This is a genomic window from Microbacterium sp. LB12 (assembly GCF_037150835.1).
Classification (GTDB): Bacteria; Actinomycetota; Actinomycetes; order Actinomycetales; family Microbacteriaceae; genus Microbacterium.
The window spans coordinates 40051-62838 of the sequence record NZ_JBBCPF010000006.1 but is presented as its reverse complement, the minus strand read 5'-3'; the positions used below and the strand labels follow the sequence as shown (position 1 = coordinate 62838).

Annotated in this window: 19 protein-coding genes; 13 read left to right on the top strand and 6 right to left on the bottom strand. The window is 68.0% G+C overall.

Annotation, left to right across the window (positions count from 1 at the left end):
• Position 1: 1 nt before the first annotated feature.
• Positions 2 to 1474: a leucyl aminopeptidase gene (locus WFM69_RS11870; protein ID WP_337004894.1), complete on the bottom strand. Its 1473-nt coding sequence runs from the start codon at positions 1472 to 1474 to the stop codon at positions 2 to 4.
• Positions 1475 to 1588: 114 nt separating this feature from the next.
• Between WFM69_RS11870 and WFM69_RS11865 the strand changes: the two genes are divergently transcribed.
• The 3 genes from WFM69_RS11865 to WFM69_RS11855 all read left to right on the top strand — a co-directional run bounded on the left by WFM69_RS11865 (position 1589) and on the right by WFM69_RS11855 (position 4635).
• Positions 1589 to 2530: a proteasome assembly chaperone family protein gene (locus WFM69_RS11865; RefSeq protein ID WP_337004892.1), complete on the top strand. Its 942-nt coding sequence runs from the start codon at positions 1589 to 1591 to the stop codon at positions 2528 to 2530.
• 168 nt (positions 2531 to 2698) lie between these two features.
• Complete coding sequence (locus tag WFM69_RS11860; RefSeq protein ID WP_337004890.1) at positions 2699 to 3943, top strand: RNA polymerase sigma factor; 1245 nt, start codon at positions 2699 to 2701, stop codon at positions 3941 to 3943.
• Positions 3943 to 4635 carry a coenzyme F420-0:L-glutamate ligase gene (locus WFM69_RS11855; RefSeq protein ID WP_337004888.1) on the top strand — a complete coding sequence of 231 codons (693 nt, stop codon included), beginning with the start codon at positions 3943 to 3945 and terminating at the stop codon, positions 4633 to 4635. The genes WFM69_RS11860 and WFM69_RS11855 overlap by 1 nt, the downstream gene beginning before the upstream one ends.
• Before the next feature lie 114 nt (positions 4636 to 4749).
• On the opposite strand, the gene WFM69_RS11850 is transcribed toward WFM69_RS11855, so the two are convergent.
• Complete coding sequence (locus WFM69_RS11850) at positions 4750 to 5766, bottom strand: sugar-transfer associated ATP-grasp domain-containing protein (RefSeq protein WP_337004886.1); 1017 nt, start codon at positions 5764 to 5766, stop codon at positions 4750 to 4752.
• Positions 5767 to 5846: 80 nt separating this feature from the next.
• Between WFM69_RS11850 and WFM69_RS11845 the strand changes: the two genes are divergently transcribed.
• Positions 5847 to 6551, top strand: coding sequence for an alanine racemase (locus tag WFM69_RS11845; RefSeq protein WP_337004884.1), 705 nt, complete (start codon positions 5847 to 5849; stop codon positions 6549 to 6551).
• On the top strand, positions 6548 to 7588 hold the full coding sequence (locus WFM69_RS11840) for an alanine racemase (protein ID WP_337004882.1): 1041 nt from the start codon (positions 6548 to 6550) through the stop codon (positions 7586 to 7588). Before WFM69_RS11845 ends, WFM69_RS11840 begins: the two co-directional genes overlap by 4 nt.
• Positions 7589 to 7606: 18 nt before the next feature.
• Here WFM69_RS11840 and WFM69_RS11835 read toward each other — a convergent pair whose 3' ends face one another.
• On the bottom strand, positions 7607 to 7825 hold the full coding sequence (locus tag WFM69_RS11835; RefSeq protein ID WP_047519411.1) for a DUF7455 domain-containing protein: 219 nt from the start codon (positions 7823 to 7825) through the stop codon (positions 7607 to 7609).
• Between the two features lie 182 nt (positions 7826 to 8007).
• Here WFM69_RS11835 and WFM69_RS11830 point away from each other — a divergent pair, with 182 nt between their 5' ends.
• Entirely contained in the window at positions 8008 to 10134 is a 2127-nt protein-coding gene (locus WFM69_RS11830; RefSeq protein ID WP_337004878.1) for a DNA gyrase/topoisomerase IV subunit B, read from the top strand.
• 46 nt (positions 10135 to 10180) lie between these two features.
• Here WFM69_RS11830 and WFM69_RS11825 read toward each other — a convergent pair whose 3' ends face one another.
• Positions 10181 to 12622 carry a DNA gyrase/topoisomerase IV subunit A gene (locus WFM69_RS11825; protein ID WP_337004876.1) on the bottom strand — a complete coding sequence of 814 codons (2442 nt, stop codon included), beginning with the start codon at positions 12620 to 12622 and terminating at the stop codon, positions 10181 to 10183.
• Positions 12623 to 12666: 44 nt separating this feature from the next.
• On the opposite strand from WFM69_RS11825, the gene WFM69_RS11820 reads away from it, so the two are divergent.
• Positions 12667 to 13788 carry an alkaline phosphatase family protein gene (locus WFM69_RS11820; RefSeq protein WP_337004874.1) on the top strand — a complete coding sequence of 374 codons (1122 nt, stop codon included), beginning with the start codon at positions 12667 to 12669 and terminating at the stop codon, positions 13786 to 13788.
• Between the two features lie 23 nt (positions 13789 to 13811).
• Here WFM69_RS11820 and sepH read toward each other — a convergent pair whose 3' ends face one another.
• Entirely contained in the window at positions 13812 to 14858 is a 1047-nt protein-coding gene (gene sepH, locus WFM69_RS11815; protein WP_337004872.1) for a septation protein SepH, read from the bottom strand.
• Between the two features lie 198 nt (positions 14859 to 15056).
• Between sepH and WFM69_RS11810 the strand changes: the two genes are divergently transcribed.
• A complete protein-coding gene (locus WFM69_RS11810; protein WP_046747247.1) occupies positions 15057 to 15350 on the top strand; it encodes a DUF4193 domain-containing protein in 294 nt (97 codons plus the stop codon).
• 75 nt (positions 15351 to 15425) lie between these two features.
• On the opposite strand, the gene WFM69_RS11805 is transcribed toward WFM69_RS11810, so the two are convergent.
• Positions 15426 to 15890 carry a DUF3093 domain-containing protein gene (locus WFM69_RS11805; protein ID WP_337004869.1) on the bottom strand — a complete coding sequence of 155 codons (465 nt, stop codon included), beginning with the start codon at positions 15888 to 15890 and terminating at the stop codon, positions 15426 to 15428.
• A gap of 12 nt (positions 15891 to 15902) precedes the next feature.
• On the opposite strand from WFM69_RS11805, the gene dut reads away from it, so the two are divergent.
• The 5 genes from dut (at position 15903) to dxs (ending at position 22773) form a co-directional block, all read left to right on the top strand.
• Positions 15903 to 16370, top strand: a complete 468-nt coding sequence (gene dut, locus WFM69_RS11800; RefSeq protein WP_337004867.1) for a dUTP diphosphatase — start codon at positions 15903 to 15905, stop codon at positions 16368 to 16370.
• Positions 16370 to 16957, top strand: coding sequence for a DUF3710 domain-containing protein (locus WFM69_RS11795; protein WP_337004865.1), 588 nt, complete (start codon positions 16370 to 16372; stop codon positions 16955 to 16957). The genes dut and WFM69_RS11795 overlap by 1 nt, the downstream gene beginning before the upstream one ends.
• Positions 16954 to 17688 (top strand): DUF3159 domain-containing protein, encoded by a 735-nt coding sequence (locus WFM69_RS11790; RefSeq protein WP_337004863.1) that lies wholly within the window; start codon positions 16954 to 16956, stop codon positions 17686 to 17688. The genes WFM69_RS11795 and WFM69_RS11790 overlap by 4 nt, the downstream gene beginning before the upstream one ends.
• Positions 17689 to 17841: 153 nt before the next feature.
• Entirely contained in the window at positions 17842 to 20676 is a 2835-nt protein-coding gene (locus tag WFM69_RS11785; RefSeq protein WP_337004861.1) for an aconitate hydratase, read from the top strand.
• A 156-nt stretch (positions 20677 to 20832) separates the two neighbouring features.
• Positions 20833 to 22773 (top strand): 1-deoxy-D-xylulose-5-phosphate synthase, encoded by a 1941-nt coding sequence (gene dxs, locus WFM69_RS11780; RefSeq protein WP_337004859.1) that lies wholly within the window; start codon positions 20833 to 20835, stop codon positions 22771 to 22773.
• Positions 22774 to 22788: the final 15 nt, after the last annotated feature.

Below are 22788 nucleotides of genomic sequence, written 5' to 3'. Positions count from 1 at the left end.
TTCATGCCTCCGTGTGGGATGCTTCGGCGAAGGCGACGATCGATCGGACCATCGCCCCGGTGGGGCCCTTCTCGGTGAAGCCGTAGGGAGCGCCGGCGTGTTCGCCGGAGCCCGCGATGTCGAGGTGCACCCAGGCGATGCGGGGAGCGTCGTCCGCCTCCGAGGTGCGCCCGACGAATCGACGCAGGAACAGGCCGGCGAATGACGCCCCGCCCATGCGGTCGCTCATGTTCACGTTCTGCAGGTCGGCGATGGGGGACTCGAGCGACTCCTCCATGTGTGTCGGCAGCGGCATGTGCCAGGCGAGCTCATCCGCCTGCTTCGCTGCCGCGAGGAACTCGGCGACCGTGTCGTCGTCGCCGAACACGCCCGTGTGACGGTGTCCCAGGGCTGCGACGATCGCGCCGGTGAGGGTGGCCACGTCGATGATCACGTCGGGCGTCTCGCGGCTGGCGGCGACGAGTCCGTCGGCGAGCACGAGCCGACCCTCTGCATCGGTGTTGAGGACCTCGACGCTGGTCCCGTCGAGGATGCGGATCACGTCGCCGGGACGCAGCGCGCGGCCGGACGGCATGTTGTCGGTGATGCAGAGCCACGCCGTCACGCGGACGGGGAGACCGAGCGCCGCGATCGCACGGAGCGCGGCGAGGGACGTGGCCGCTCCGGCCATGTCGAACTTCATCCCGACCATCGAGGCCGCGGGCTTGAGCGACAGTCCGCCCGTGTCGAAGGTGATGCCCTTGCCGACCAGCGCGATGTGGCGCTCGGCTCCGGCGGGGGAGTAGTCCAGGCGGACCAGTCGCGGCGGACGGTCCGACCCCTGCGCGACGCCGAGGATGCCGCCGAAGCCCTGCTCGGCGAGGGCGGCCTCGTCGAGGATCTCCACGGCGACGTCGAGATCGGCGACGCTGTCGGCGGCGCTCTGCGCGAGCTGTGCGGGGCTCTGCCAGTCGGCGGGCACGTTCACGAGGTCCTTGATGAGGGCGACGGCGTCGCCGATCACCTGGGCGCGGTGCGCGTCCTCGTCGCCGATCCCGGCGTGCAGGGTGACCGTCTTCGCGCGCGTCTTCCCCTTCTCGGTGCGGTAGCCGTCGAAACGGTGACCGCCGAGCACAGCGCCTTCCGCGGCGGCCGCTGCGAACTGCTCGAGGCCGTCGGCGAGCCCGATGGCGATGTGGTCGAACCCGGTGAACGAGCGAAGGGCGGTTCCGGTCGCGGAGCGCACCGCGGCCGCATCGACCTTGTCGCCCGTTCCGACCACGGCGAACGGCAGCGAGGTGACGTCGGGCGCGTATACCCGAGCGAAGGATCCGGCAGCGCCGGTGAATCCGATTCCGGCGAGAATCTCCGACAGGCCGGGGTACGCGGTCAACGATTCCGTCGACTCCGAGAGTGCGGACACGACGAGCACTGCGGCATCTGCAGCGCTTCCGGGGAACTTTTCGGTGGTGTGCGCGAGCACGGGAAGCGTCATGTCTCCATCCTAGGATCTTCGCCACACCATGGCCGTCCGCCCTCGTGTGCGCGTGTTCGCTCTCAGCATGATGCGCCGCGCCCCGGCGTCCGGACCTGCTCGTAGCATGGAGACATGCCCTTCTCCGGTGAGATCCACGAACGCGTCGCGAATGCGCCCACAGTGCCGCACGGCCTGCCTCTGGTGCTGCTTCTGACCGGTTTCACCGATGCCGGCAACGCCGTCTCCGGCCTGATCGACCATCTGCGCGAGACGGCCTCTCCGGAGCCGGTCGTGATCTTCGACAACGACGTGCTGCTCGACTATCGCGCACGTCGTCCGGTGATCTCGTTCGATCAGGATCATCTGACCGAGTTCCGACCGCCCCGGCTCGAACTGTCGCTCGCCACGGACGCTCTCGGGCGCCCCTTCCTGCTGCTCGCGGGCTACGAGCCGGACTTCGCGTGGAATGCTTTCGCGAGCACGGTGCTCGATCTCGCCGCCGAGTTCGAGGTGTCCGGTCTGCACTGGGTGCATTCCATCGCGATGCCGGTTCCGCACACCCGTCCCATCGGGACGACCGTCAGCGGCAACCGCCGTGAGCTCACGGTGGCCCACTCGGTGTGGCGTCCGCGCACGCAGGTGCCGGCGACGGCAGGGCATCTCCTCGAGTTCCGCTTCGTCGAGCACGGAGACCGCGCCGTGGGGTTCGTCCTCCTCGTGCCGCACTACCTCGCCGAGACCGAGAACCCGGATGCGGTGATCGCCGCCGCCGAGCGGCTGATGGCTTCGACGGGGCTCGTGCTCATGCTCGATGCCGTGCAGGAGCGCCGCGAAGACTACCTGGCGCGCGTCGACGAACAGGTCGCGGGCAACGACGAGTTGCAGCAGATGGTGCATAACCTCGAGCGCCGGTACGACGCCTACATGGCCGGCCGCAACCCGGACGATGACTCGTACGACGAGGGCGGATTCAGCGAGCGCGACCTTCCCAGTGCCGATGAACTGGCGGCCGAGCTCGAGCGCTACCTGGCCTCGCGCCCCTCCGGCGACGAGGACAAGCCCGGTCGAGGTTGAGGCGGATCGGCGAGAACTTCGTCGGAATGCGTCCGCATCGCCACACGTGTGCGATACTAGGACTCTGACCCGTTGTCAATCGGTGTTTTCGAGCACTGGACTTGACAAGGGTCTTACTAGTGTCCGAAATGTCCCGGGGCTTCACAGCAGTCCCGTGAAAGGCGAAACGTGACTCCTGCCACGACGAAGAACACCCGGACGAAGAAGGCTGCCGAAGAGACGACCGCCGACGCTCCGGTCGAGGCCGATGCGCCCGAGAAGCCCGCGCCCCTGAGCGCGGCGAAGCGTGCCGCTGCGAAGCGCGCGCCCGTGAAGAAGAAGAAGTCCGATGACATCGTCGAAGAAGACGAGTCGCCTGCCGTCGCCGCCGTCGAGGATGGCGATGACGAGGATGAGGACGCCAAGCCCGCTTTCACCGAGCCGCTGCCGACCGGCGCGATCGTCATCTCGTCGAACGACGACGAAGACGTTCCGGTCTACTCGACGCAGATCACCGGCGCGACGGCGGATCCGGTCAAGGACTACCTGAAGCAGATCGGCAAGGTCGCACTGCTGAACGCGGCCGAAGAGGTCGAGCTCGCGATGCGCATCGAGGCCGGCCTGTTCGCGGAGGAGAAGCTCTCCGCGATGACGGCCGCCGAGAAGACCAGTCAGCTCGGGCTCGACCTGCAGTGGGTCGCTCGTGACGGACAGCGCGCGAAGAGCCACCTGCTCGGCGCGAACCTCCGTCTCGTCGTCTCGCTGGCCAAGCGCTACACCGGCCGTGGGATGCAGTTCCTGGATCTGATCCAGGAGGGCAACCTCGGTCTCATCCGCGCGGTCGAGAAGTTCGACTACACCAAGGGCTTCAAGTTCTCGACCTACGCGACCTGGTGGATTCGTCAGGCGATCACCCGCGCCATGGCCGACCAGGCCCGCACGATCCGCATCCCGGTCCACATGGTCGAGGTCATCAACAAGCTCGCCCGCGTCCAGCGTCAGATGCTGCAGGACCTCGGTCGCGAACCCACTCCGGAAGAGCTCAGCCGCGAGCTCGACATGACCCCGGAGAAGGTCGTCGAGGTGCAGAAGTACGGCCGCGAGCCGATCTCCCTGCACACGCCGCTCGGCGAAGACGGCGACAGCGAGTTCGGTGACCTCATCGAGGACACCGAGGCCGTGGTCCCCGCCGACGCGGTCGGCTTCACGATGCTGCAGCGTCAGCTCGAGCAGCTCCTCGACTCGCTCTCCGAGCGCGAGGCCGGCGTGATCCGCATGCGCTTCGGCCTGGGCGATGGTCAGCCGAAGACGCTCGACCAGATCGGAGACACGTTCGGCGTCACCCGCGAGCGCATCCGTCAGATCGAGTCCAAGACGATGGCGAAGCTCCGTCACCCGAGCCGCTCGCAGTCGCTGCGGGACTACCTCGAGTGATGCAGGCAAACGAGGGCAAGGCGCTCGAGACGAGCGTCGACGGAAAGAGCTATGCGCGTATCCCGCTGCGTACCCGCGTCGTGATGCCGGATGACGACCTCGACGCGGTCATCACGGAGTACGCGAAGGACGCCGTGCAGCCGGGGGACCTGCTGTTCGTGACCGAGAAGATCGTGGCGATCACGCAGGGACGGTCGTATCGTCTCGACGAGATCAAGCCCCGCAAGCTCGCCCTGTTCCTCTCGAAGTACGTCACGCGTACGCCGTACGGCATCGGGCTCGGCATGCCGGAGACGATGGAGATGGCGCTGCGGGAATGCGGGACGCCTCGCATCCTGTTCGCTTCGGCTGTCGCCGCGGTGACCAAGGCGTTCGGCCGTCGTGGTGACTTCTACCGCATCGCTGGCGACAAGGCCCGGGCGATCGACGGTCCCACCAAGCACACCATCCCGCCGTACAACGAGGCGGTCGTGCTCGGACCGAAGGACCCGGACGGTGTCGCTGCGCGCTTGAAGAAACTGATCGGCGGACAGGCGGAGGTCGCAGTGGTCGACATCAACGATCTCGGTGGCAACATCCTCGGATCGACGCTCGACAAGGCCGGGGAGCACCGTCTCGTCCGGATCCTCGGCGACAACCCGCTCGGACAGGGCCTGGAGTCCACGCCGCTCGGTATCGTCCGCGCGATCTGACGGCCCGCGCGCCGAACCACCCCCTTCACATCGAACCGGCCCCCTCCATATGTATGGAGGGGGCCGGTTCGCGTAGAAGGGGCCGGTTCGCGTCTCGGGAACCGGGCAACGGGGTCAGAAGCCGATGACCTCGCGGTAGCGGGGCTTGTGGCCGGTGCGGATGCCGGTGACGCTGGGCTTGTTCTCGTAGACCCCTGCGCCCCAATTGCCTTCCACGAGCACGGGGCCATCCGGTGACACGACGACGTCCCATCCGACGTACTGCACCTGAGGCACGACGCGGGCGACCTCGTCGATGAAGGTGCGCACCTCGTCCATGCACGGCAGCTGGAAGTCCGCGATGCGGAAGCCGGAATCCGGGTGCGTCTCGTGCACGTGCCCGTGCGAGTCGTAGCCTGCGCCGACCGCATGCCCGTTCTCGTCGAGCATCGTGTAGAAGCCGCCGAACGTCATCTGGTCGCTCACGGCCCCGCGTCCGAACTTCTGCGCCATCGCGAGGATGTGCGCCTTCTCTCCGTCGAAGAAGGCGGTGATGCGGGTCGTGTTCACGGTGCCGGGGCACACAGCCGCAAGCGCATCGTGCTGACGGATGACCTCTTCGATGAGAAGCTCGCCACGGTCGAGCAGCCCACGGTGGAACTCGTCCCAGTCCTCGATGTCGGCCGCGTGGTACCGGTGCACGCCGGTGCCCGCCTGTCCGACCGGCTCCTTCGTGACGATCGTGCTGAGTCGCTGGGTGAACTCGCGGACCGCGTCGGCGTTGCCCTCTTCGACGATCATCCACTCACGCTTGAGGAAATGCGAGAACTGCTTGTCGAACTCGACCTTGTCCTGGAAGATCCAGCGGTAGTCGGGGTGGTCGAACCGCTGCGAGAGCTGGTTCGACACGGGGTGGGTCATGTACGTCTCACGCTCCGCGCGGGTGAGGATCGCGAAGTCGTAGTCGATGTAGTCCTGGAACCCGACGTTGTGACGCGCGGCGGACCACAGCATGTCGACCACGATGGCGGGTACGGCCTTGTGGTGCTGCTCGGATGCCTCCTTGGCTCGCTCCACCACCGATCCGACGTCGATGCGGCGGGCACGTCCCAGCAGATAGCGGATGCGGGGCGCGAGAGAAAGACGAGTCATGAGGCTCCAGGGTCGGGGTCCCCACCAGTCTACGGGGGCGTCGGCGGGCGACCTGGGAGGCGGAAGCTAGGCTGGAACACGTGTGTGAGACGACGTCCAGTGCCCAGCCGCGAGCGATCATGTCCCGCTCCGCCCTGGCCGCGGGAGCATCCGCTGCGGTTCTCGCCGGGGGCCGGATCGCCGATCTTCGACGCGACGCCTGGGGCCACGGGATCCTCGCCGTCGCGCAGGCGGTGACCGCCGCGGGAGCGGAGCGGGTACTCGTCGATGGGCGCGGTGCGGTCGAGGCGCTGCGGCTCGAGGGCATCGAAGCCGTGACGGCCGGAGAACCGGATGTCGATGCATACCTTCTCTACGGCCTCCCCGACGCGCAGGGTGAGTCGGCGACGCGCCCGGTCATGCGCTTGACGGGTCGGGTGCTCTCGACCAAGCGGCTGCAGCCGGGTGACGCCGTGTCGTACGGATACACTTTCCGCGCTGCGGCGAAGACGACCGTGGCGCTCGTGACCGGGGGGTACGCACAGGGCATTGTCCGCGCGCTGGGAAACCGCGCGAACGTGGAGATCGACGGTATCGCAAGGCCGATCGTCGGTCGGGTCGCGATGGACGTCTGCGTCGTCGACCTGGAAGGCGCGTCCGCGGAGCTCGGCGCCGAGGCCACCTATTTCGGCGGTGGAGGCCCGGCGTCGGCGGGGCTGGCCCGCTGGGCTGCCGTCACCGGCATGGGAGTCGCCGAACTCGTGTCCGTGGCCGGCGCGCACGCCGCACGGGGGTGGGAAGCATGACGCGTCCCGAACTGCGACTGAGCAGCGGCGCATTCCGTACCAACATCGATGCCGTCCGCACACGCGTGGCACCTTCTGCGCTGATGCTCGTGCTCAAGGACGACGCCTACGGACACGGGCTCTCGTGGGCCGTGGAGAACGCCGTCGCGCGTGGCATCGAGTGGTTCGGGAGCTACGACATCCGCAGCGGGGTCGAGATCCGCAGGCTGGCCGGGGGCGACGCCAGGATCTTCGCCTGGGTGACCTCGACGGACTCGGAGATCGATGACGCGCTGCTGCATCGGATCGATCTCGGCGTCGGAACCGTCGACTACCTGCGCAGGATCATCGCTCGTGCCGAGGCGCTCGGCACCCGTGCACGCGTCCACCTCAAGATCGACACGGGTCTGCATCGCAACGGCATCCTCCCCGAGGACTGGTCTGCCGCGGTGTCCGAGGCCCGCGCGGCCGAGCGGGCGGGTGTCGTCGAGCTCGACGGCGTCTGGAGTCACATCGCGGAGGCGAGCGACGCCGAGGACGACGCCGCTCGGCAGGTGTTCCTCGACGCCATCCAGGTCGTCGGGGGATCCGGCGCAGTCCCCGAGGCGCTGCATCTGACCGCCTCCGCGGCGTCGTGGTGGCGACCGGAGCTGCGGGGGACGCTGTCACGCATCGGCGCGTTCTGCTACGGGATCCGTTCCGCTGAGGGACCCGAACTCGACGGGATCCGTCCGGTCGCGAGTCTCGTCGCGACCGTCACGGCTGTGGTCGGTGATGAGGTGGTGATCGGCATCGGCAGCTTCGACGGCATTCCCTCGACGCTCAGCGGTGCGATCGTCGGGACTCCCGCCGGAGGTCGAGTGCTTCGGAAGATCGCCCACACTTCGTCGATCGTCGAGTCGTGGACGGGCGCACGAGTGGGTGACGAGGTCGTGCTGTTCGGCCCGGGCGAGCACGGAGAGTCTTCGGCGACGACCCTCGCCGAGCGGATCGATACCGTCGGCGAGGAGATCCTCACCCGGCTCACGCCGCGTGTGCGCAGAGTCGTCGTCGACTGACCGGAGTCAGTGGTCCGCTCAGACCGCTTCGATGAGTCGTGCGGTCTCGTCGTGCCAGCTCGTGGCGACAGAGCGGAGCTTCTCTTCGTACTTGCGTCCGTGGTGGGCGCAGAACAGGAGCTCGGACCCGTTGACCTCCGCGGCGATGTACGCCTGAGCACCGCACGAATCGCAACGATCCATGGCGGTCAGGCGGAACTCGACGGTGGAGGTGTCACGTTCGGTCGTTGCGTTCATCTCGGTGCCTCCTCGGGTGTCGGCTTCGCTTGGGGGATTTGGTCAATACAACCACGCTGCACCTGTACGCATGCCCGGTTTGCGGCGTGTTTCGCTCAGCGCGTACGGGCGCGGCTCCGAGTGGGCTTCCGCGGGGAGTGTCTGCGGAGGTGAGCAGGCTGCCGAGAATAGACTCGGAGATTGTGAATGCCGAGTACTCCGCCCATCATCTCCAGGTGCTTGAAGGCCTCGAGGCCGTGCGCAAGCGCCCCGGCATGTACATCGGCTCGAACGGCTCTCCGGGCCTCATGCACTGCCTCTGGGAGATCATCGACAACTCCGTCGACGAGGCCGTCGCCGGCAACGGCTCGAAGATCGACATCATCCTGCACGCCGACGGCAGTGTCGAGGTGCACGACCGCGGTCGCGGCATCCCCGTGGACGTCGAGCCGCGCACCGGTCTCACCGGTGTCGAAGTCGTCTACACGAAGCTGCACGCCGGTGGGAAGTTCGGTGGCGGCTCCTACGCCGCGTCCGGCGGTCTGCACGGTGTGGGTGCCTCGGTCGTCAACGCGCTCTCAGAGCGTCTCGACGTGGAGGTCGACCGCGGAGGCAAGACCTACGCGATGTCGTTCCACCGTGGCGAGCCCGGAATCTTCACGGACTCCGGGGAGAAGCGCCCTGACGCACCGTTCACGCCGTTCGAGGACAACAGCGAACTCCGCGTCATCGGCAAAGCTCCGCGCGGGGTCACCGGCACTCGGGTGCGTTACTGGGCCGATCGGCAGATCTTCACCAAGGACGCGGCGTTCCAGCTGAGTGAGCTCGAGACGCGCGCTCGTCAGACCGCATTCCTCGTGCCGGGGCTCGAGATCCTCGTCAAGGACGAACGCGCGGCCGGGCAGGTCGTCCCGGTCCCGGACTCGGATGGCGAGACGATCACGCTCGGCCCCACCGAGACCTCCTACCTGTACGAGGGGGGGATCTCCGAGTTCGTGGACTTCCTCGCGGTCGATCCGCCGGTCACCGACAACTGGCGCATCCAGGGGGAGGGCACGTTCAAGGAGACCGTCCCCGTCCTGCAGGCCGACGGTCACATGGTCGCCACCGAGGTCGAGCGCGTCTGCGCCGTCGACATCGCGCTGCGCTGGGGCACGGGCTACGACACCAAGATCCGCTCGTTCGTCAATATCATCTCCACGCCCAAGGGCGGCACGCACCAGCAGGGTTTCGAGCAGGAGCTGCTCAAGGTGCTCCGCACGCAGGTGGAGCAGAACGCCCGCCGACTCAAGGTGGGCAACGACAAGCTCGAGAAGGACGACGTCCTCGCCGGACTCACCGCGGTGCTCACCGTCAACATGCCGGAGCCGCAGTTCGAGGGTCAGACCAAGGAAGTGCTCGGAACTCCGGCCGTCCGGCAGATCGTCGCGCAGGTCATCCGCAAGGACCTCGCGGCCCGCTTCTCCTCGACCAAGCGCGACGACAAGAGCCAGGCGACGCAACTGCTCGACAAGATCGTCTCGGAGATGAAGGCGCGCGTGTCCGCACGTGCCCACAAGGAGACGCAGCGGCGCAAGAACGCGCTGGAATCCTCGACGCTGCCCACCAAGCTCGTCGACTGCCGCACCAACGAGGTGGAGCGCAGCGAGCTGTTCATCGTCGAGGGAGACTCGGCTCTGGGCACGGCCAAGAACGCACGCAACAGCGAGTTCCAGGCGTTGCTGCCCATCCGCGGCAAGATCCTCAACGTGCAGAAGGCCTCGGTCGGCGACATGCTGTCGAACGCCGAATGCGCCTCGATCATCCAGGTGATCGGTGCCGGCTCCGGCCGTACGTTCGACATCGATGCGGCGCGCTACGGCAAGGTGATCCTGATGAGCGATGCCGACGTCGACGGCGCCCACATCCGCACTCTGCTCCTCACGCTGTTCTTCCGGTACATGCGCCCGCTGATTGAGCACGGCCGCGTCTTCGCGGCCGTCCCGCCACTGCATCGCATCATCGTGATGAATCCCGGTTCGAAGCCGAACGAGACGATCTACACGTACAGCGAGCAGGAGATGCACGCCCTGCTGGCGAAGCTCCGCAAGGCGGGCAAGCGCTGGCACGAGCCGATCCAGCGCTACAAGGGTCTCGGCGAGATGGATGCCGAGCAGCTGGCGAACACGACCATGGACCGCTCCGGACGTCTGCTGCGCCGAGTGCGCATGGAGGACGCCGAGGCCGCGGGCCGTGTGTTCGAGCTGCTGATGGGCAACGAGGTGGCCCCGCGGCGCGAGTTCATCATCGACTCCTCGGACCGGCTGTCGCGCGAGTCGATCGACGCCTGACAGCGAAAGGAGGCCGACGGTGCACCCGTCGGCCTCCTTTCGCGACTCAGACCAGCGTGCGGCCGATGCTGCCGATCACGCCGTCGATCGGCTGACCGGAGGCGTCACGACGTGCTCCCGATTCAGGGAGCTTGCGCACCGCGCCGGTCGGGTCGACGGCCAGCGGCGGGTTCGGACCCACCCAGGCGACGGTGATCCGATCCTCGCCCTTCAGGAACGCGTGGGCACGGACGCCGCCCGTCGCGCGGCCCTTCGCCGGGTACTCGGCGAACGACGACACCTTCGCGCGTCCGGGGTCGGTGCCCGGCAGGATGCTGTCGCCGCCGGAGACGGTCGCGACGACCGCGTCTGCCGCCGGATCGACGGCGCCGAAGAAGAGCACGGATGCCCCGGCACCGAGCTTGACGCCCGCCATGCCGCCGGCGGGTGCGCCCTGCGGTCGCACCGTCGAGGCGGCGAAGCGCAGCAACTGCGCATCGGTCGTGATGAAGACCAGTTCGGCGTCGTCCGGTGCCTCTGCGGCACCCACGACCGTGTCACCCTGTTTCATGCCGATGACTTCGAGGTCGGGGCGGACCGGCAGCGCCGACGGGACGATGCGCTTGACCGTTCCCTGTGCCGTGCCGAGTGCGATCGGGATGTCGCTGTCGAAGCGCACGAACCCGAGGACACGCTCGCCCTTGGTCGTGATGCCGAGGTAGTCGCGGAGAGGAGTTCCTGCGGCGAGCTGCACGGACGTCGACGGCACGGAGGGCAGGTCGACGGGGGAGAACCGGATGACGCGACCGAGACTCGTGAGCGCGCCGAGCTCGGAGCGGACCGTGGTCTCGACGGTCGTCAGGATCGCATCGTGCTTGCTGCGGCGTGCGGGGAGTGTCAGCTCCTGGCCCTCCCCGAGATCCACCCGCACCGTCCGGCCGGTGGTCGAGAGCACCAGCACGGTCGGCGCATCGGCGATCTGCAGGTCGACAGCTCCCTTGGTCGCGCGCGGTTTGGGCGGCGCGGCATTCATCAGGAGCGTGCGGCGCGGGGTGCCGTACGCGTCGGCCGCGGCATCCAGTTCGCGGGCGACCGCCGCGCGCAGCAGTGCCGGGCTGCCGAGCAGCTCGCGCAGGGCCGCGATCTCCGCGAGGAGCGCGTCGCGTTCGGTCTCCAGCTCGATGCGGGAGAACTTGGTCAGTCGGCGCAGGCGGAGTTCGAGGATGTACTCGGCCTGCAGCTCGCTCAGGTCGAACACCGAGCGCAGGCGGCTGCGCGCCTGCTCCGAGTCATCGGACGAACGGATGACCTGGATGACCTCATCGATGTCGAGGATCGCGATGAGCAGACCCTCGACCAGGTGCAGGCGCTCTTCGCGGCGCGCGAGCCGGTAGCGGCTGCGGCGCGTGATGACCTCGAGGCGGTGCCCCACGTAGACGCTGAGCATCTCCTTCAGACCCAGCGTGCGCGGCTGTCCGTCGACCAGCGCGACGTTGTTGATGCTGAAGGAGTCCTCGAGCGGCGTGAGCCGGTACAGCTGTTCGAGCACGGCGTTCGGGTCGAAGCCGGTCTTGACGCCGATCGCGACACGCAGTCCGTGGTTGCGGTCGGTGAGGTCGGTCACATCGCTGATGCCCTGCAGCTTCTTGGCCTGCACCGCGTCGCGGATCTTCTCGATCAGCCGCTCCGGGCCCACCATGTACGGCAGCTCCGAGACGATGATGCCCGTGCGTCGAGGGCCGAGGGGCTCGATCGAGGTCTTTCCGCGCACCTTGAGGGCGCCGCGGCCGTTGGCGTACGCGTCCTTGACGCCGTCCAGTCCCATCAGGATGCCGCCCGAGGGGAAGTCGGGCCCGGGGACGAACTCCATCAGCTCTTCGGTCGTGGCGTCCGGGTTCTCGAGCAGGTGGGTGGCAGCGGCCACGACCTCGATGAGGTTATGCGGGGCCATGTTCGTGGCCATGCCGACGGCGATGCCGCTCGCACCGTTGACCAGGAGGTTCGGGAACGCGGCCGGCAGTACCGCGGGCTGCTGGAACTGGCCGTCGTAGTTGGGAATGAAGTCGACGACGTCCTCGTCGAGGTTCTCGGTGAGTGCGAGGGCCGCGGCGGCGAGGCGCGCCTCGGTGTATCGCGCCGCAGCGGGGCCGTCGTCGAGGGAGCCGAAGTTGCCGTGTCCGTCGACCAGGGGAACGCGCAGGGCCCATTCCTGCGCGAGGCGGACGAGCGCGTCGTAGATCGCGGAGTCGCCGTGCGGGTGGAGCTTTCCCATCACCTCGCCGACCACGCGGGCGCTCTTGACGTGTCCGCGGTCGGGGCGCAGGCCCATCTCGGCCATCTGGAACAGGATGCGACGCTGCACGGGCTTCAGTCCGTCGCGGGCATCCGGCAGGGCACGGGAATAGATGACCGAGTACGCGTACTCGAGGAACGAACCCTGCATCTCCGAGGAGAGATCGATGTCCTGGATGCGCTCCTCGACAGGCTCGGGCGGCGGCGTTTTCGGCATGGACTTCCTGAGGGCGTACGGGAGCCTGTGTCAGACTGGCTCGGATGTCCCTCATGCTACCGTCCGAGTCGTCGAGCGCCCGGAGCGTCGTCGGGGTGGCGGACGACCTGTTCGCGGCGCTTCGCGGTGAATCCGAAGTGCTGCCTCGCGCCGAATCGGTGGTACTCGTCGTCATCGACGGTCTGGGGGCGATCGGTCTGCGCGCGCACAGCGGCCACGCCCGTGCGCTGACGGCGGGGATGGCGAAGAAGGACGTCGCCCACTCCGTCTTCCCCTCGACCACGGCGGCAGCCCTCACGAGCATCGTCACCGGAGTCTGGCCGGGCGAGCACGGGCTCGTCGGATATCGCGTGCTCGATGCGCGGAGGGACGTGCTGGTCAACCAGCTGAGCGGGTGGGAGACCGACGGGTTGGACCCACTGACCTGGCAGGCGGCCCGGACCATCTTCGAGAAGGCGGTCGAGCGAGGCCACGAGAGCTTCGCCGTCGGGCTCGTCGCCTACGCGCACAGCGGCTTCACCAAGGCGACACTGCGCGGTGCGGAGTTCGTCGCCGCCGCCACGGCCGCTGAGCGGGTGCAGGTGGCGTACGAGCTCGCCCGCACCCATCCGGGTTCGTTCGTCTACTGCTATCTCCCCGAGGTGGACAAGGCCGGTCACAAGCACGGTGTCGCGTCCGGGGAATGGGTGGCGGCGCTGGAGGATGTCGATGCCGCGCTGTCGGTCCGCGTGCCGACCGGGGTGGGTGTGCTCGTGACGTCCGATCACGGGATGGTCGATGTGCCGACGAACCGGCAGGTGGTGCTCGAGGAGCAGCATCTCGTGGGCGTCCGCCACGTCGGGGGAGAGCCGCGCATGCTCCACGTTCACCTCGACCCCTCGCATGATGGCGCGGAGGTCGTCGCCCGCTGGCGCGCCGACCTCGACGGGGTGGCAGACGTGGTCACGCGTAACGAGGCGATCCGGGGCGGCTTGTTCGGGCCCACTGTCACGGATGCGGCCGCGTCGCGGATCGGTGACCTGATGGCCATCGCTCGCGGCTCCTGGGCCGTGTACGACGGGACGGCTGCGGACCAGCGGGGGCGAGGGATGATCGGCCAGCATGGAGCGATCACTCCGGAGGAGCGTCAGGTTCCGTTGATCCGGCTAGGAGCGTTCGCGCGCTGACTCAGCCGGTGGTGCCCGTCAGGTCACTCGTCGGTACGTGCCCCGAAGACGATCTCGTCCCACGACGGCATGGCATTGCGGCGGCGTCGACGCCCGGGAGAGTCGGCGGGCTCCGAAGAGGCCGGGGCGGCGGGCGGAGTCGGCTCCGGTTCATCGGCCGGCTGATCGAGTGCGTCGAACAGGGAGATGGGGCTCGGCTCCGGACGGTCGTCATCGACGGCATCCTCGAGAAGCGGTGCCGTCTCGCGCTGTCCACGACGACGACGAAGCGCCTCGAGCAGGTCGGCCGTCTCCGGGCTAGTGGTCTGATTCTCAGGCGCACGCTTGATCGCGGCGTCCTGTGCGGCGGCGTCAGACCGCGCGGGCAGCGTCGGGTCCTCGACCTCCGCCTCGGGTGCGGGGAGCAGGCGCGGCCCGAACGCACCGGAGTCGAAGCGGCTCTCGTCCTTGTACGGCGACGTGGCACGATCCGCGTCCACGGCGCGCAGGCGCGGGATGAGCCCCTCGGGCAGGGATCCCTGGCGCGAGAGCTGGGTGGCGTCCGCGTTGAGGGGCGCAAGCGCACTGCGGCGCGGGTCGAAGCTCCAGCGCGCGTCGTGGTCGACGTCGTTGGCGGTGAACTCGAGCTTGATCGTCCAGCCGGAGTCCTCCTTCCAACTGGCCCATCGTTCCGAGGTCGCGGCGACCTCGGCCAGTTTGGCGTGCACCGCCGCGCCGAAGGTGGGCTGCGCGTCGGGCTCGACCTCGCTGCCGATCAGCACCGGCACCGCGAGAGCCTGCCCGATCACGTGCTCGCGTTCGGCGAGGACCGGGCCTTCGAAGCGGGCGACGTCGTCGACGCTGATTCCGAGCAGCTCGGCGACCTCGGCAGCGGTGAGTCCCGCGCGGATCTGCGCCTGGATGTCACGGGGGCTCGCGGCGAGCTTCTGCGCGGTGGGCTCGGCCTGCCGGGTGGCACGGCGGATCTCCCGCTGCAGCATGTCGTCGATGGGCAGCGCGAACCGCTCGCCCGACTCGGTCGCGAGTACGAGGACTCCTGCTTCTGTGCCGACGATGGTGACGTTTTCCATGCGAATGCCCCTCTGGTGGGTGTCCGTTCATGGTGTCACGCGTGCGGCGTCGAGACCGGGAATACGGTGGGCGTGCCGTGAGTTTGCTCTGTCGCACGCCACAGCATTTGCGTTATGCCGTTGGGTCGTGCAAACTATGGCCGCCGAATACCCGACGGCGCACCACCCACTCGCACCATGAAAGTGGAGATCTACCGCATGGCAACCGATTACGACGCCCCCCGAAAGAGCGAAGACGACTCCGAGTCGATCGAAGCCCTCAAGGAGCGTGTGCCGGACAAGAACTCCGGCTCAAGCGGGGACGAGGACTCCGACAACCCGTCGAGCTTCGACCTCCCGGGTGCCGACCTTTCCGACCTCGAGCTCGATGTCGTCGTGCTGCCCGCGCAGCAGGACGAGTTCACGTGCATGAGCTGCTTCCTCGTGAAGCACCGCTCGCAGCTCGACCACGAGGGCGCATCCGGGCCCATCTGCAAGGAGTGCGCTGCGTAAGCAGTCCTCCGAGCGACGTATCACGCGCCCCCGACCGCACCGGTCAGGGGCGCGCTGTCGTCTGCGGGCGTGTGTTCACCCTTGCGCGCGGCGGATCGCGGCTGCCAGGCGGTCCGGTGTGCGCGTCGAGATGGTCCAGGCATCGATCGGATCGTCCGGGTCGATGTTCGGCACCACGACGACACCGTCGATGCCGCCTCGGATCAGGTGCCAGCCGCGGGCCGGGAGTCCGGGACCTCGGGCGTCGCGGGCGTCAGCGCCGGTCAACGCGAGGGGATGGCCGAGGAAGGACACGTCGATATGCGCACGGCCAGCACGCAGCTCCGTGCCCTCGACCGACACCACCGGTGTCGCGGCGATGAAGCCGATCACGAGGAGCGCCGAGACGGCGGCGCCGAGGACGAGTGCGATCGTCGAGCCGATCGGCACGAAGACGAGCGACACCATCGGTCCCGCCACCGCCACGGTCACGAGCAGCCAGAGGCTGGGAGCGAGCCGTTCGCGGTAGCGCGGACGTGCGTCTGTGGCGGGGTTCTGCATTAGCCTCATGGGGTGACCGATTCCGTTGATGTCCCCATTATCGCCGCTGTGGTCCCCGGGTACGCGCATCCGGGAGATGCGGGCGCCGATCTGGTCGCAGCCGAGGCCGTGCATCTCGAGCCGGGGGAGCGGGCGCTCGTGGCCACCGGTGTCCGTATCGCTCTGCCCGACTGCTACGCGGCGTTCGTGGTTCCTCGCAGTGGGCTGGCCGCCAAGCACGGGATCTCGATCGTGAACTCGCCGGGCACGGTCGATGCCGGGTACCGCGGCGAGATCAAGGTGAGCCTGATCAACACCGATATCAACAGCGCGTACGATGTGGCGGTCGGCGATCGCATCGCGCAGCTCATCATCATGCCGGTCACGCGCGCCGCGTTCATCCCGGTCGACGAGCTGCCGGACAGCGTCCGCGGCGACGGGGGCTTCGGCTCCACCGGCTACCAGGCAGGGCTCCACCAGAACGAAGCAGGACGAAGCTGATGACAGAAAACAACGAGACTCCTTCGAAGTCGGCGCCCGTGAATCGCGCCACCGAGGGACCCTTCGACGACTCCGAGGCGAACCCGGTCCGCCCGTACATCGACCTCGGCGGCATCAAGATCCTGCCGCGTGAGGGCTTGAACCTTCGCCTCGAGGTGGAGGAGCAGTCCAAGCGGATCGTCGCGGTCGGACTCGACTACGCCGACTCGTCGCTGCAGGTGCAGCCGTTCGCGGCGCCGCGCACGGGAGGGCTGTGGGATGAGACCCGCGTGCAGCTGCGTGATCAGGTGAAGGCACAGGGCGGTCGGGTCGAGGAGCGCGAGGGTGCACTCGGAAAGGAGCTGCTCGCCGAGGTGCCGGCGACGGCCGCCGAGGGCTCCGGACTGCGACTCGCCCGGTTCGTCGGGATCGACGGCCCTCGCTGGTTCCTCCGCGGGGTGATCGGCGGGGCCGGCGCCTCGGATCCCGAGGCCGCCGCCAAGATCGAGGACCTCTTCCGTTCGATCGTCGTCGTGCGCGGCGGGTCGCCGATGCCTCCGCGTGACCTGATCCCGTTGAAGATGCCTGCGACTCCAGGTTCGGCGTGAGCGCGCCGGAGTCGGAGCCCGAACGCGAGAAGACCGCCTCCGAGATCCTCGGGGAGGCTCTCGGGAGTGCCGCGCGCCGCGCCGGCCTCGACCCGGCGGAGGGCGCCAGCACACACCGGATGGTGTGGTCCGCGATCGGCGGATGGCGCGGCATCCTGGAATCGGTGCTGCCGAGCCTCGCGTTCGTGGTCCTGTTCACGATCAAGCCGGAGCCGCTCATCCTCTCGCTCGGTGTGTCGGTCGGTTTGGCCGCGGTCTTCACCGTCGTGCGTCTCGTGCAGAAGTCGCCTCCGTCCGCCGCGCTGGGTGGCCTAGTCGCCGCCGTCGCGGCCGCAGCGCTGGCCCTGTGGACCGGACGCGGCGCGGACAACTTCGTCCCCGGTCTCATCACGAACGCCGTCTACGGATCCGTCATCCTGGTGTCGGCCCTGATCGGCTGGTCGCTGATCGGACTGGCCGTCGGCTTCCTGATGGGAGAGGGCACGACGTGGCGCAACGATCGCCGCAAGCGCCGTGCATACTTCTGGCTCGGCATCGCCTGGGCCGCCCTGTTCTTCGCACGCCTCGCCGTGCAGCTGCCGCTCTACCTCGCCGGTGATGTCACGGCGCTCGGCACCCTCAAGCTCATCATGGGACTGCCGCTGTTCGCGCCGCTCATCGCCGTCACCTGGCTGGTGGTGCGAGCGCTGCATCCTCGACAGCCTGCGCGCGAGGACACCACCGAGGCGTGATAGATTTATCTTGACATCAAGATAAATCGCAGGCTTTCGCCGGCGACCCGAGCGGAGCAGACTGGTTAGGTCCGCCTTGCTAGCCGCCGGGGCTCGCTGGCGAGCAAGATGGAGGCGCCTGTCGCTCCCATCCGAATAGAAGGAGACGGATTCGTGTCCACGGTGAACAGCTTCGGTGCCAAGAGCACCCTGACAGTCGGCAGCACCGACTACGAGATCTTCCGCATCGACACGGTGCCCGGTTTCGAGAAGCTCCCCTTCAGTCTCAAGGTCCTCCTGGAGAACCTGCTTCGCACCGAGGACGGCGCGAACGTGACGAAGGCGCAGATCGAGGCGCTGGGCTCGTGGGATGCCGCGGCCGAGCCGAACACCGAGATCCAGTTCACGCCGGCCCGTGTGGTCATGCAGGACTTCACGGGTGTTCCCTGCATCGTCGACCTCGCCACCATGCGCGAGGCCGTGACGGCGCTGGGCGGCGACGCCAACAAGATCAACCCGCTCTCGCCGGCCGAGATGGTCATCGACCACTCCGTCATCGCCGACCTCTTCGGATCCGAGAACGCGCTCGAGCGCAATGTCGAGATCGAGTACGAGCGCAACGGTGAGCGCTACCAGTTCCTGCGCTGGGGCCAGACCGCGTTCAGCGACTTCAAGGTCGTCCCCCCGGGCACCGGCATCGTGCACCAGGTCAACATCGAGCACCTGGCCAAGGTCATCTACGACCGCGACGTGAACGGCGTGCTCCGCGCCTACCCCGACACCTGCGTCGGCACCGACTCGCACACCACGATGGTCAACGGCCTCGGCGTGCTGGGCTGGGGCGTCGGCGGCATCGAGGCCGAGGCTGCGATGCTCGGCCAGCCCGTGTCGATGCTCATCCCGCGCGTGGTCGGCTTCAAGCTCTCCGGTGAGATCCCCGCCGGTGTGACCGCGACCGACGTCGTGCTCACGATCACCGACCTGCTGCGCAAGCACGGCGTCGTCGGCAAGTTCGTCGAGTTCTACGGTGAGGGCGTCGCCTCGGTTCCGCTCGCTAACCGCGCCACGATCGGCAACATGTCGCCGGAGTTCGGCTCCACCGCCGCGATCTTCCCGATCGACGACGTCACCCTCGACTACCTGCGCCTCACGGGTCGCAGCGAGGAGGCCGTCGCGCTGGTCGAGTCGTACGCGAAGGAGCAGAAGCTCTGGCATGACGCCGCCCACGAGCCGGTCTTCAGCGAGTACCTCGAGCTCGACCTCGGCACCGTCGTGCCGTCGATCGCGGGTCCGAAGCGTCCGCAGGACCGCATCCTCCTCTCCGACGCGAAGTCGCAGTTCGAGCAGGACATCCTGAACTACGCCACCCCGACCACCTCGGACTCGATCGTGGACCTCGAGTCGAAGCACTCCTTCCCGGCGTCCGACCCCGGTCAGGTCCCCGGCGACGAGGAGCCGACCACGCGTCCGGTACACATCAACAGCGGTGCCCCGGCGAACGCCTCGAAGCCGGTGCCGGTCACGACGCCGTCGGGAGAGAAGTACATCCTCGACAACGGCGCTGTGACCCTCGCGGCCATCACCTCCTGCACGAACACGTCGAACCCGTCCGTGATGATCGCGGCCGGTCTCGTCGCCCGCAAGGCGCTGCAGAAGGGCCTGAAGCAGAAGCCCTGGGTCAAGACGACGCTCGGCCCCGGTTCGAAGGTCGTCACCGACTACTACGAGAAGTCCGGTCTCGACAAGGACCTCGAGGGCCTCGGCTTCTTCACCGTCGGCTACGGCTGCACGATCTGCATCGGCAACTCGGGTCCGCTCATCGAAGAGGTGTCGGAGGCGATCAACTCGCACGACCTCGCGGTGACCGCCGTGCTCTCGGGCAACCGCAACTTCGAGGGCCGCATCAGCCCCGACGTGAAGATGAACTACCTCGCCAGCCCGCCGCTGGTGATCGCCTATGCGCTGGCCGGGTCGATGCACTTCGACTTCGAGAACGACGCGCTCGGCAAGGGCTCCGACGGTCAGGACGTGTTCCTCAAGGACATCTGGCCCACGCCCGACGAGGTGCAGGAGATCGTCGACTCGTCGATCTCGCGCGACCAGTTCATCAAGCAGTACGCGACGGTCTTCGACGGTGACGAGCGCTGGCGCAGCCTGCCCACCCCGGACGACGCGATCTTCCAGTGGGACGAGAACTCGACGTACGTCCGCAAGGCCCCGTACTTCGACGGCATGACGATGGAACTCACCCCCGTGAAGGACATCCACGGCGCCCGTGTCATGGCGACGCTCGGCGACTCGGTCACGACCGACCACATCTCGCCGGCCGGCAACATCAAGCCCGGTACCCCCGCGGCGCAGTACCTCACCGAGCACGGTGTCGACCGCAAGGACTTCAACTCCTTCGGCTCGCGTCGTGGCAACCACGAGGTGATGATCCGCGGCACGTTCGCGAACATCCGCCTGAAGAACCTCATGGTCTCGGCCGTCAACGACGGGCAGGTGATCGAGGGTGGCTTCACCCGCGACTTCACCCAGCCCGGCGGCCCGCAGTCGTACATCTACGACGCGAGCATGAACTACCAGGAGCAGGGCACGCCGCTGGTCATCTTCGGCGGCAAGGAGTACGGCTCCGGCTCGTCGCGCGACTGGGCGGCCAAGGGCACCAGCCTGCTGGGTGTCAAGGCCGTCATCACCGAGAGCTTCGAGCGCATCCACCGCTCGAACCTGATCGGCATGGGCGTCGTCCCGCTGCAGTTCCCCGCCGGCGAGAGCTGGGAGTCGCTGGGCCTCGACGGCACCGAGATCGTCTCGATCTCGGGCCTGGAGGAGCTCAACAACGGCGTCACCCCCAAGACGGTCAAGGTCACGGCGACCCCGAGCGAGAACTCGCCCGAGGGCAAGCAGTCGGTCGAGTTCGACGCGGTCGTCCGCATCGACACCCCCGGTGAGGCGGACTACTACCGCAACGGCGGCATCCTGCAGTACGTGCTGCGCTCGCTGGTCTGATCGGACAGACGGAGGGGCTCGGGTCTTCGGATCCGGGCCCCTCCGTCGTTGTCAAGGGGGCCGCGTTCACGGTGCTCGCCGAGCATCGCGGGGTAGGATCAGAGGGCGCCCGCACCGTCGTCGGGCGCTTCTGACGGAGCCTGTGAGGAGGTGCAGATGCCCATTCTTCCGAGCATCTCAGGACCCCGTGATCTGGACGCGCTGTCCACGGATCAGCTTGCCGAACTCGCTGCGGAGATCCGCGCGTTCCTCGTCGAGAACGTGTCGCGGACCGGTGGCCACCTGGGCCCGAACCTCGGCGTCGTCGAGCTGACGATCGCTCTGCACCGCGTGTTCTCCTCGCCGGACGACCCCTTCATCTTCGACACCGGGCATCAGTCGTACGTGCACAAGCTGCTCACCGGTCGTCAGGACTTCTCCGGATTGCGCGTGCGCGGCGGCCTGGCCGGATACCCGCAGCGCGGCGAGAGCGCACACGATGTCGTGGAGTCGTCGCATGCGTCGAGCTCCCTCAGCTGGGCGGACGGGATCTCCCGTGCTCTCACCGCCACGGGTCGTGCGGACCGTCATGTGGTCGCGGTCGTCGGCGACGGCGCGCTGACCGGAGGCATGACCTGGGAGGCGTTGAACAACATCTCCGACGACAACGACCGCAATCTGGTCATCGTCGTCAACGACAACGGGCGGTCGTACGCCCCGACGATCGGCGGCATGTCGCGGTACCTCAACCGGGTGCGCACCGCGGCCGCATACAAGGACCTCCACCAGCGTTCCGATCGACTGTTCCGCGCTTTCGGTCCCGTGGGGCGTGCCGTGTTCCGTGGCGTCCGTGGCGGTACGCACGGCTTCCTGTCGCGCTTCACGAACAACGAGGCGCTGTACTCCAACCTCGACATCAAGTACCTCGGACCGGTCGACGGTCACGACCTCCCGGCCCTCCTCGAGACACTGGAGCTGGCGAAGTCGTACGGTGCTCCGGTAATCGTGCACGCCATCACGGAGAAGGGCCGCGGATACCAGCCCGCACGCGACGACGACGCCGATCAGTTCCACGCCGTCGGACGCATCGATCCGACGACGGGCGAGACGCTGTCGTCGGGCGGACGTGGGTGGACCGACGTCTTCTCGGATGCCCTGGTCTCGGTGGGAGAGCGTCGTGACGACGTCATCGCCATGACGGCAGCGATGCTCCGTCCGACCGGTCTCGCACCGTTCGCCGAGCGCTTCCCCGATCGGGTGTACGACGTCGGCATCGCCGAGCAGCACGCCGTGGCATCGGCAGCAGGATTCGCGTTCGGCGGCCTGCATCCCGTCGTGGCGCTGTACGCCACGTTCATGGGACGGGCGTTCGATCAGGTGCTGATGGACGTCGCCCTGCATCGGGCCGGTGTCACATTCGTGCTGGATCGTGCGGGCGTGACCGGACCTGACGGCCCCAGCCACCACGGCATGTGGGACCTCGCGATGCTGCAGATCGTCCCGCACATCCGCATCGCCGCTCCGCGGGACGGCGCGCGGCTGACCGAGGCACTCGAAGAGGCCGTCGCCGTGGATGACGCCCCGACCGTCATCCGCTTCCCGAAGGGGGAGGTGGCGGAGGATCTTCCCGCGATCGAGAGGCTGGCCGACGGCGTCGACGTCCTGGCGCGCGGTGAGTCCGAGGACGTCCTCATCGTCGCGATCGGCCCGTTCGCGGCACTCGCTCTGGACGTGGCCGACCGCCTGCGCGCGCAGGGGATCGGAGCGACCGTGATCGACCCGCGCTGGGCGATCCCCGTGCAGCCGTCGATCGTCGAACTCGCTGCGCATCATCGACTCGTGATCACCCTCGAAGACGGCATCCGAGTCGGCGGGATCGGGACGCGCGTGCGGCAGGTGCTCCGTGAGGCCAGCATCGACACGGCGGTGGACGAACTGGGCCTCCCGGACGAGTTCATCGACCATGCGTCCCGCGATCAGATCCTGGCGGACGCGGGGCTCACCGCGCCGAAGATCGCACAGGACATCGTGGCTCAGGTGCTCGGGACGCGGGTGCCCAAGGCGCGGCACGCGGGCGAGACCGGAACCATCGACCTTCCCCTGCACCAACGACGCTGACGCATCGACCCGCGG

Coding starts and splice junctions, on each gene's coding strand:
- WFM69_RS11870 (WP_337004894.1), bottom strand. CDS start 1,474: ATGACGCTTCCCGTGCTCGCGCACACCACCGAAAAGTTCCCCGGAAGC.
- WFM69_RS11865 (WP_337004892.1), top strand. CDS start 1,589: ATGCCCTTCTCCGGTGAGATCCACGAACGCGTCGCGAATGCGCCCACA.
- WFM69_RS11855 (WP_337004888.1), top strand. CDS start 3,943: ATGCAGGCAAACGAGGGCAAGGCGCTCGAGACGAGCGTCGACGGAAAG.
- WFM69_RS11850 (WP_337004886.1), bottom strand. CDS start 5,766: ATGACTCGTCTTTCTCTCGCGCCCCGCATCCGCTATCTGCTGGGACGT.
- WFM69_RS11840 (WP_337004882.1), top strand. CDS start 6,548: ATGACGCGTCCCGAACTGCGACTGAGCAGCGGCGCATTCCGTACCAAC.
- WFM69_RS11835 (WP_047519411.1), bottom strand. CDS start 7,825: ATGAACGCAACGACCGAACGTGACACCTCCACCGTCGAGTTCCGCCTG.
- WFM69_RS11825 (WP_337004876.1), bottom strand. CDS start 12,622: ATGCCGAAAACGCCGCCGCCCGAGCCTGTCGAGGAGCGCATCCAGGAC.
- WFM69_RS11820 (WP_337004874.1), top strand. CDS start 12,667: ATGTCCCTCATGCTACCGTCCGAGTCGTCGAGCGCCCGGAGCGTCGTC.
- sepH (WP_337004872.1), bottom strand. CDS start 14,858: ATGGAAAACGTCACCATCGTCGGCACAGAAGCAGGAGTCCTCGTACTC.
- WFM69_RS11810 (WP_046747247.1), top strand. CDS start 15,057: ATGGCAACCGATTACGACGCCCCCCGAAAGAGCGAAGACGACTCCGAG.
- WFM69_RS11805 (WP_337004869.1), bottom strand. CDS start 15,890: ATGCAGAACCCCGCCACAGACGCACGTCCGCGCTACCGCGAACGGCTC.
- WFM69_RS11795 (WP_337004865.1), top strand. CDS start 16,370: ATGACAGAAAACAACGAGACTCCTTCGAAGTCGGCGCCCGTGAATCGC.
- dxs (WP_337004859.1), top strand. CDS start 20,833: ATGCCCATTCTTCCGAGCATCTCAGGACCCCGTGATCTGGACGCGCTG.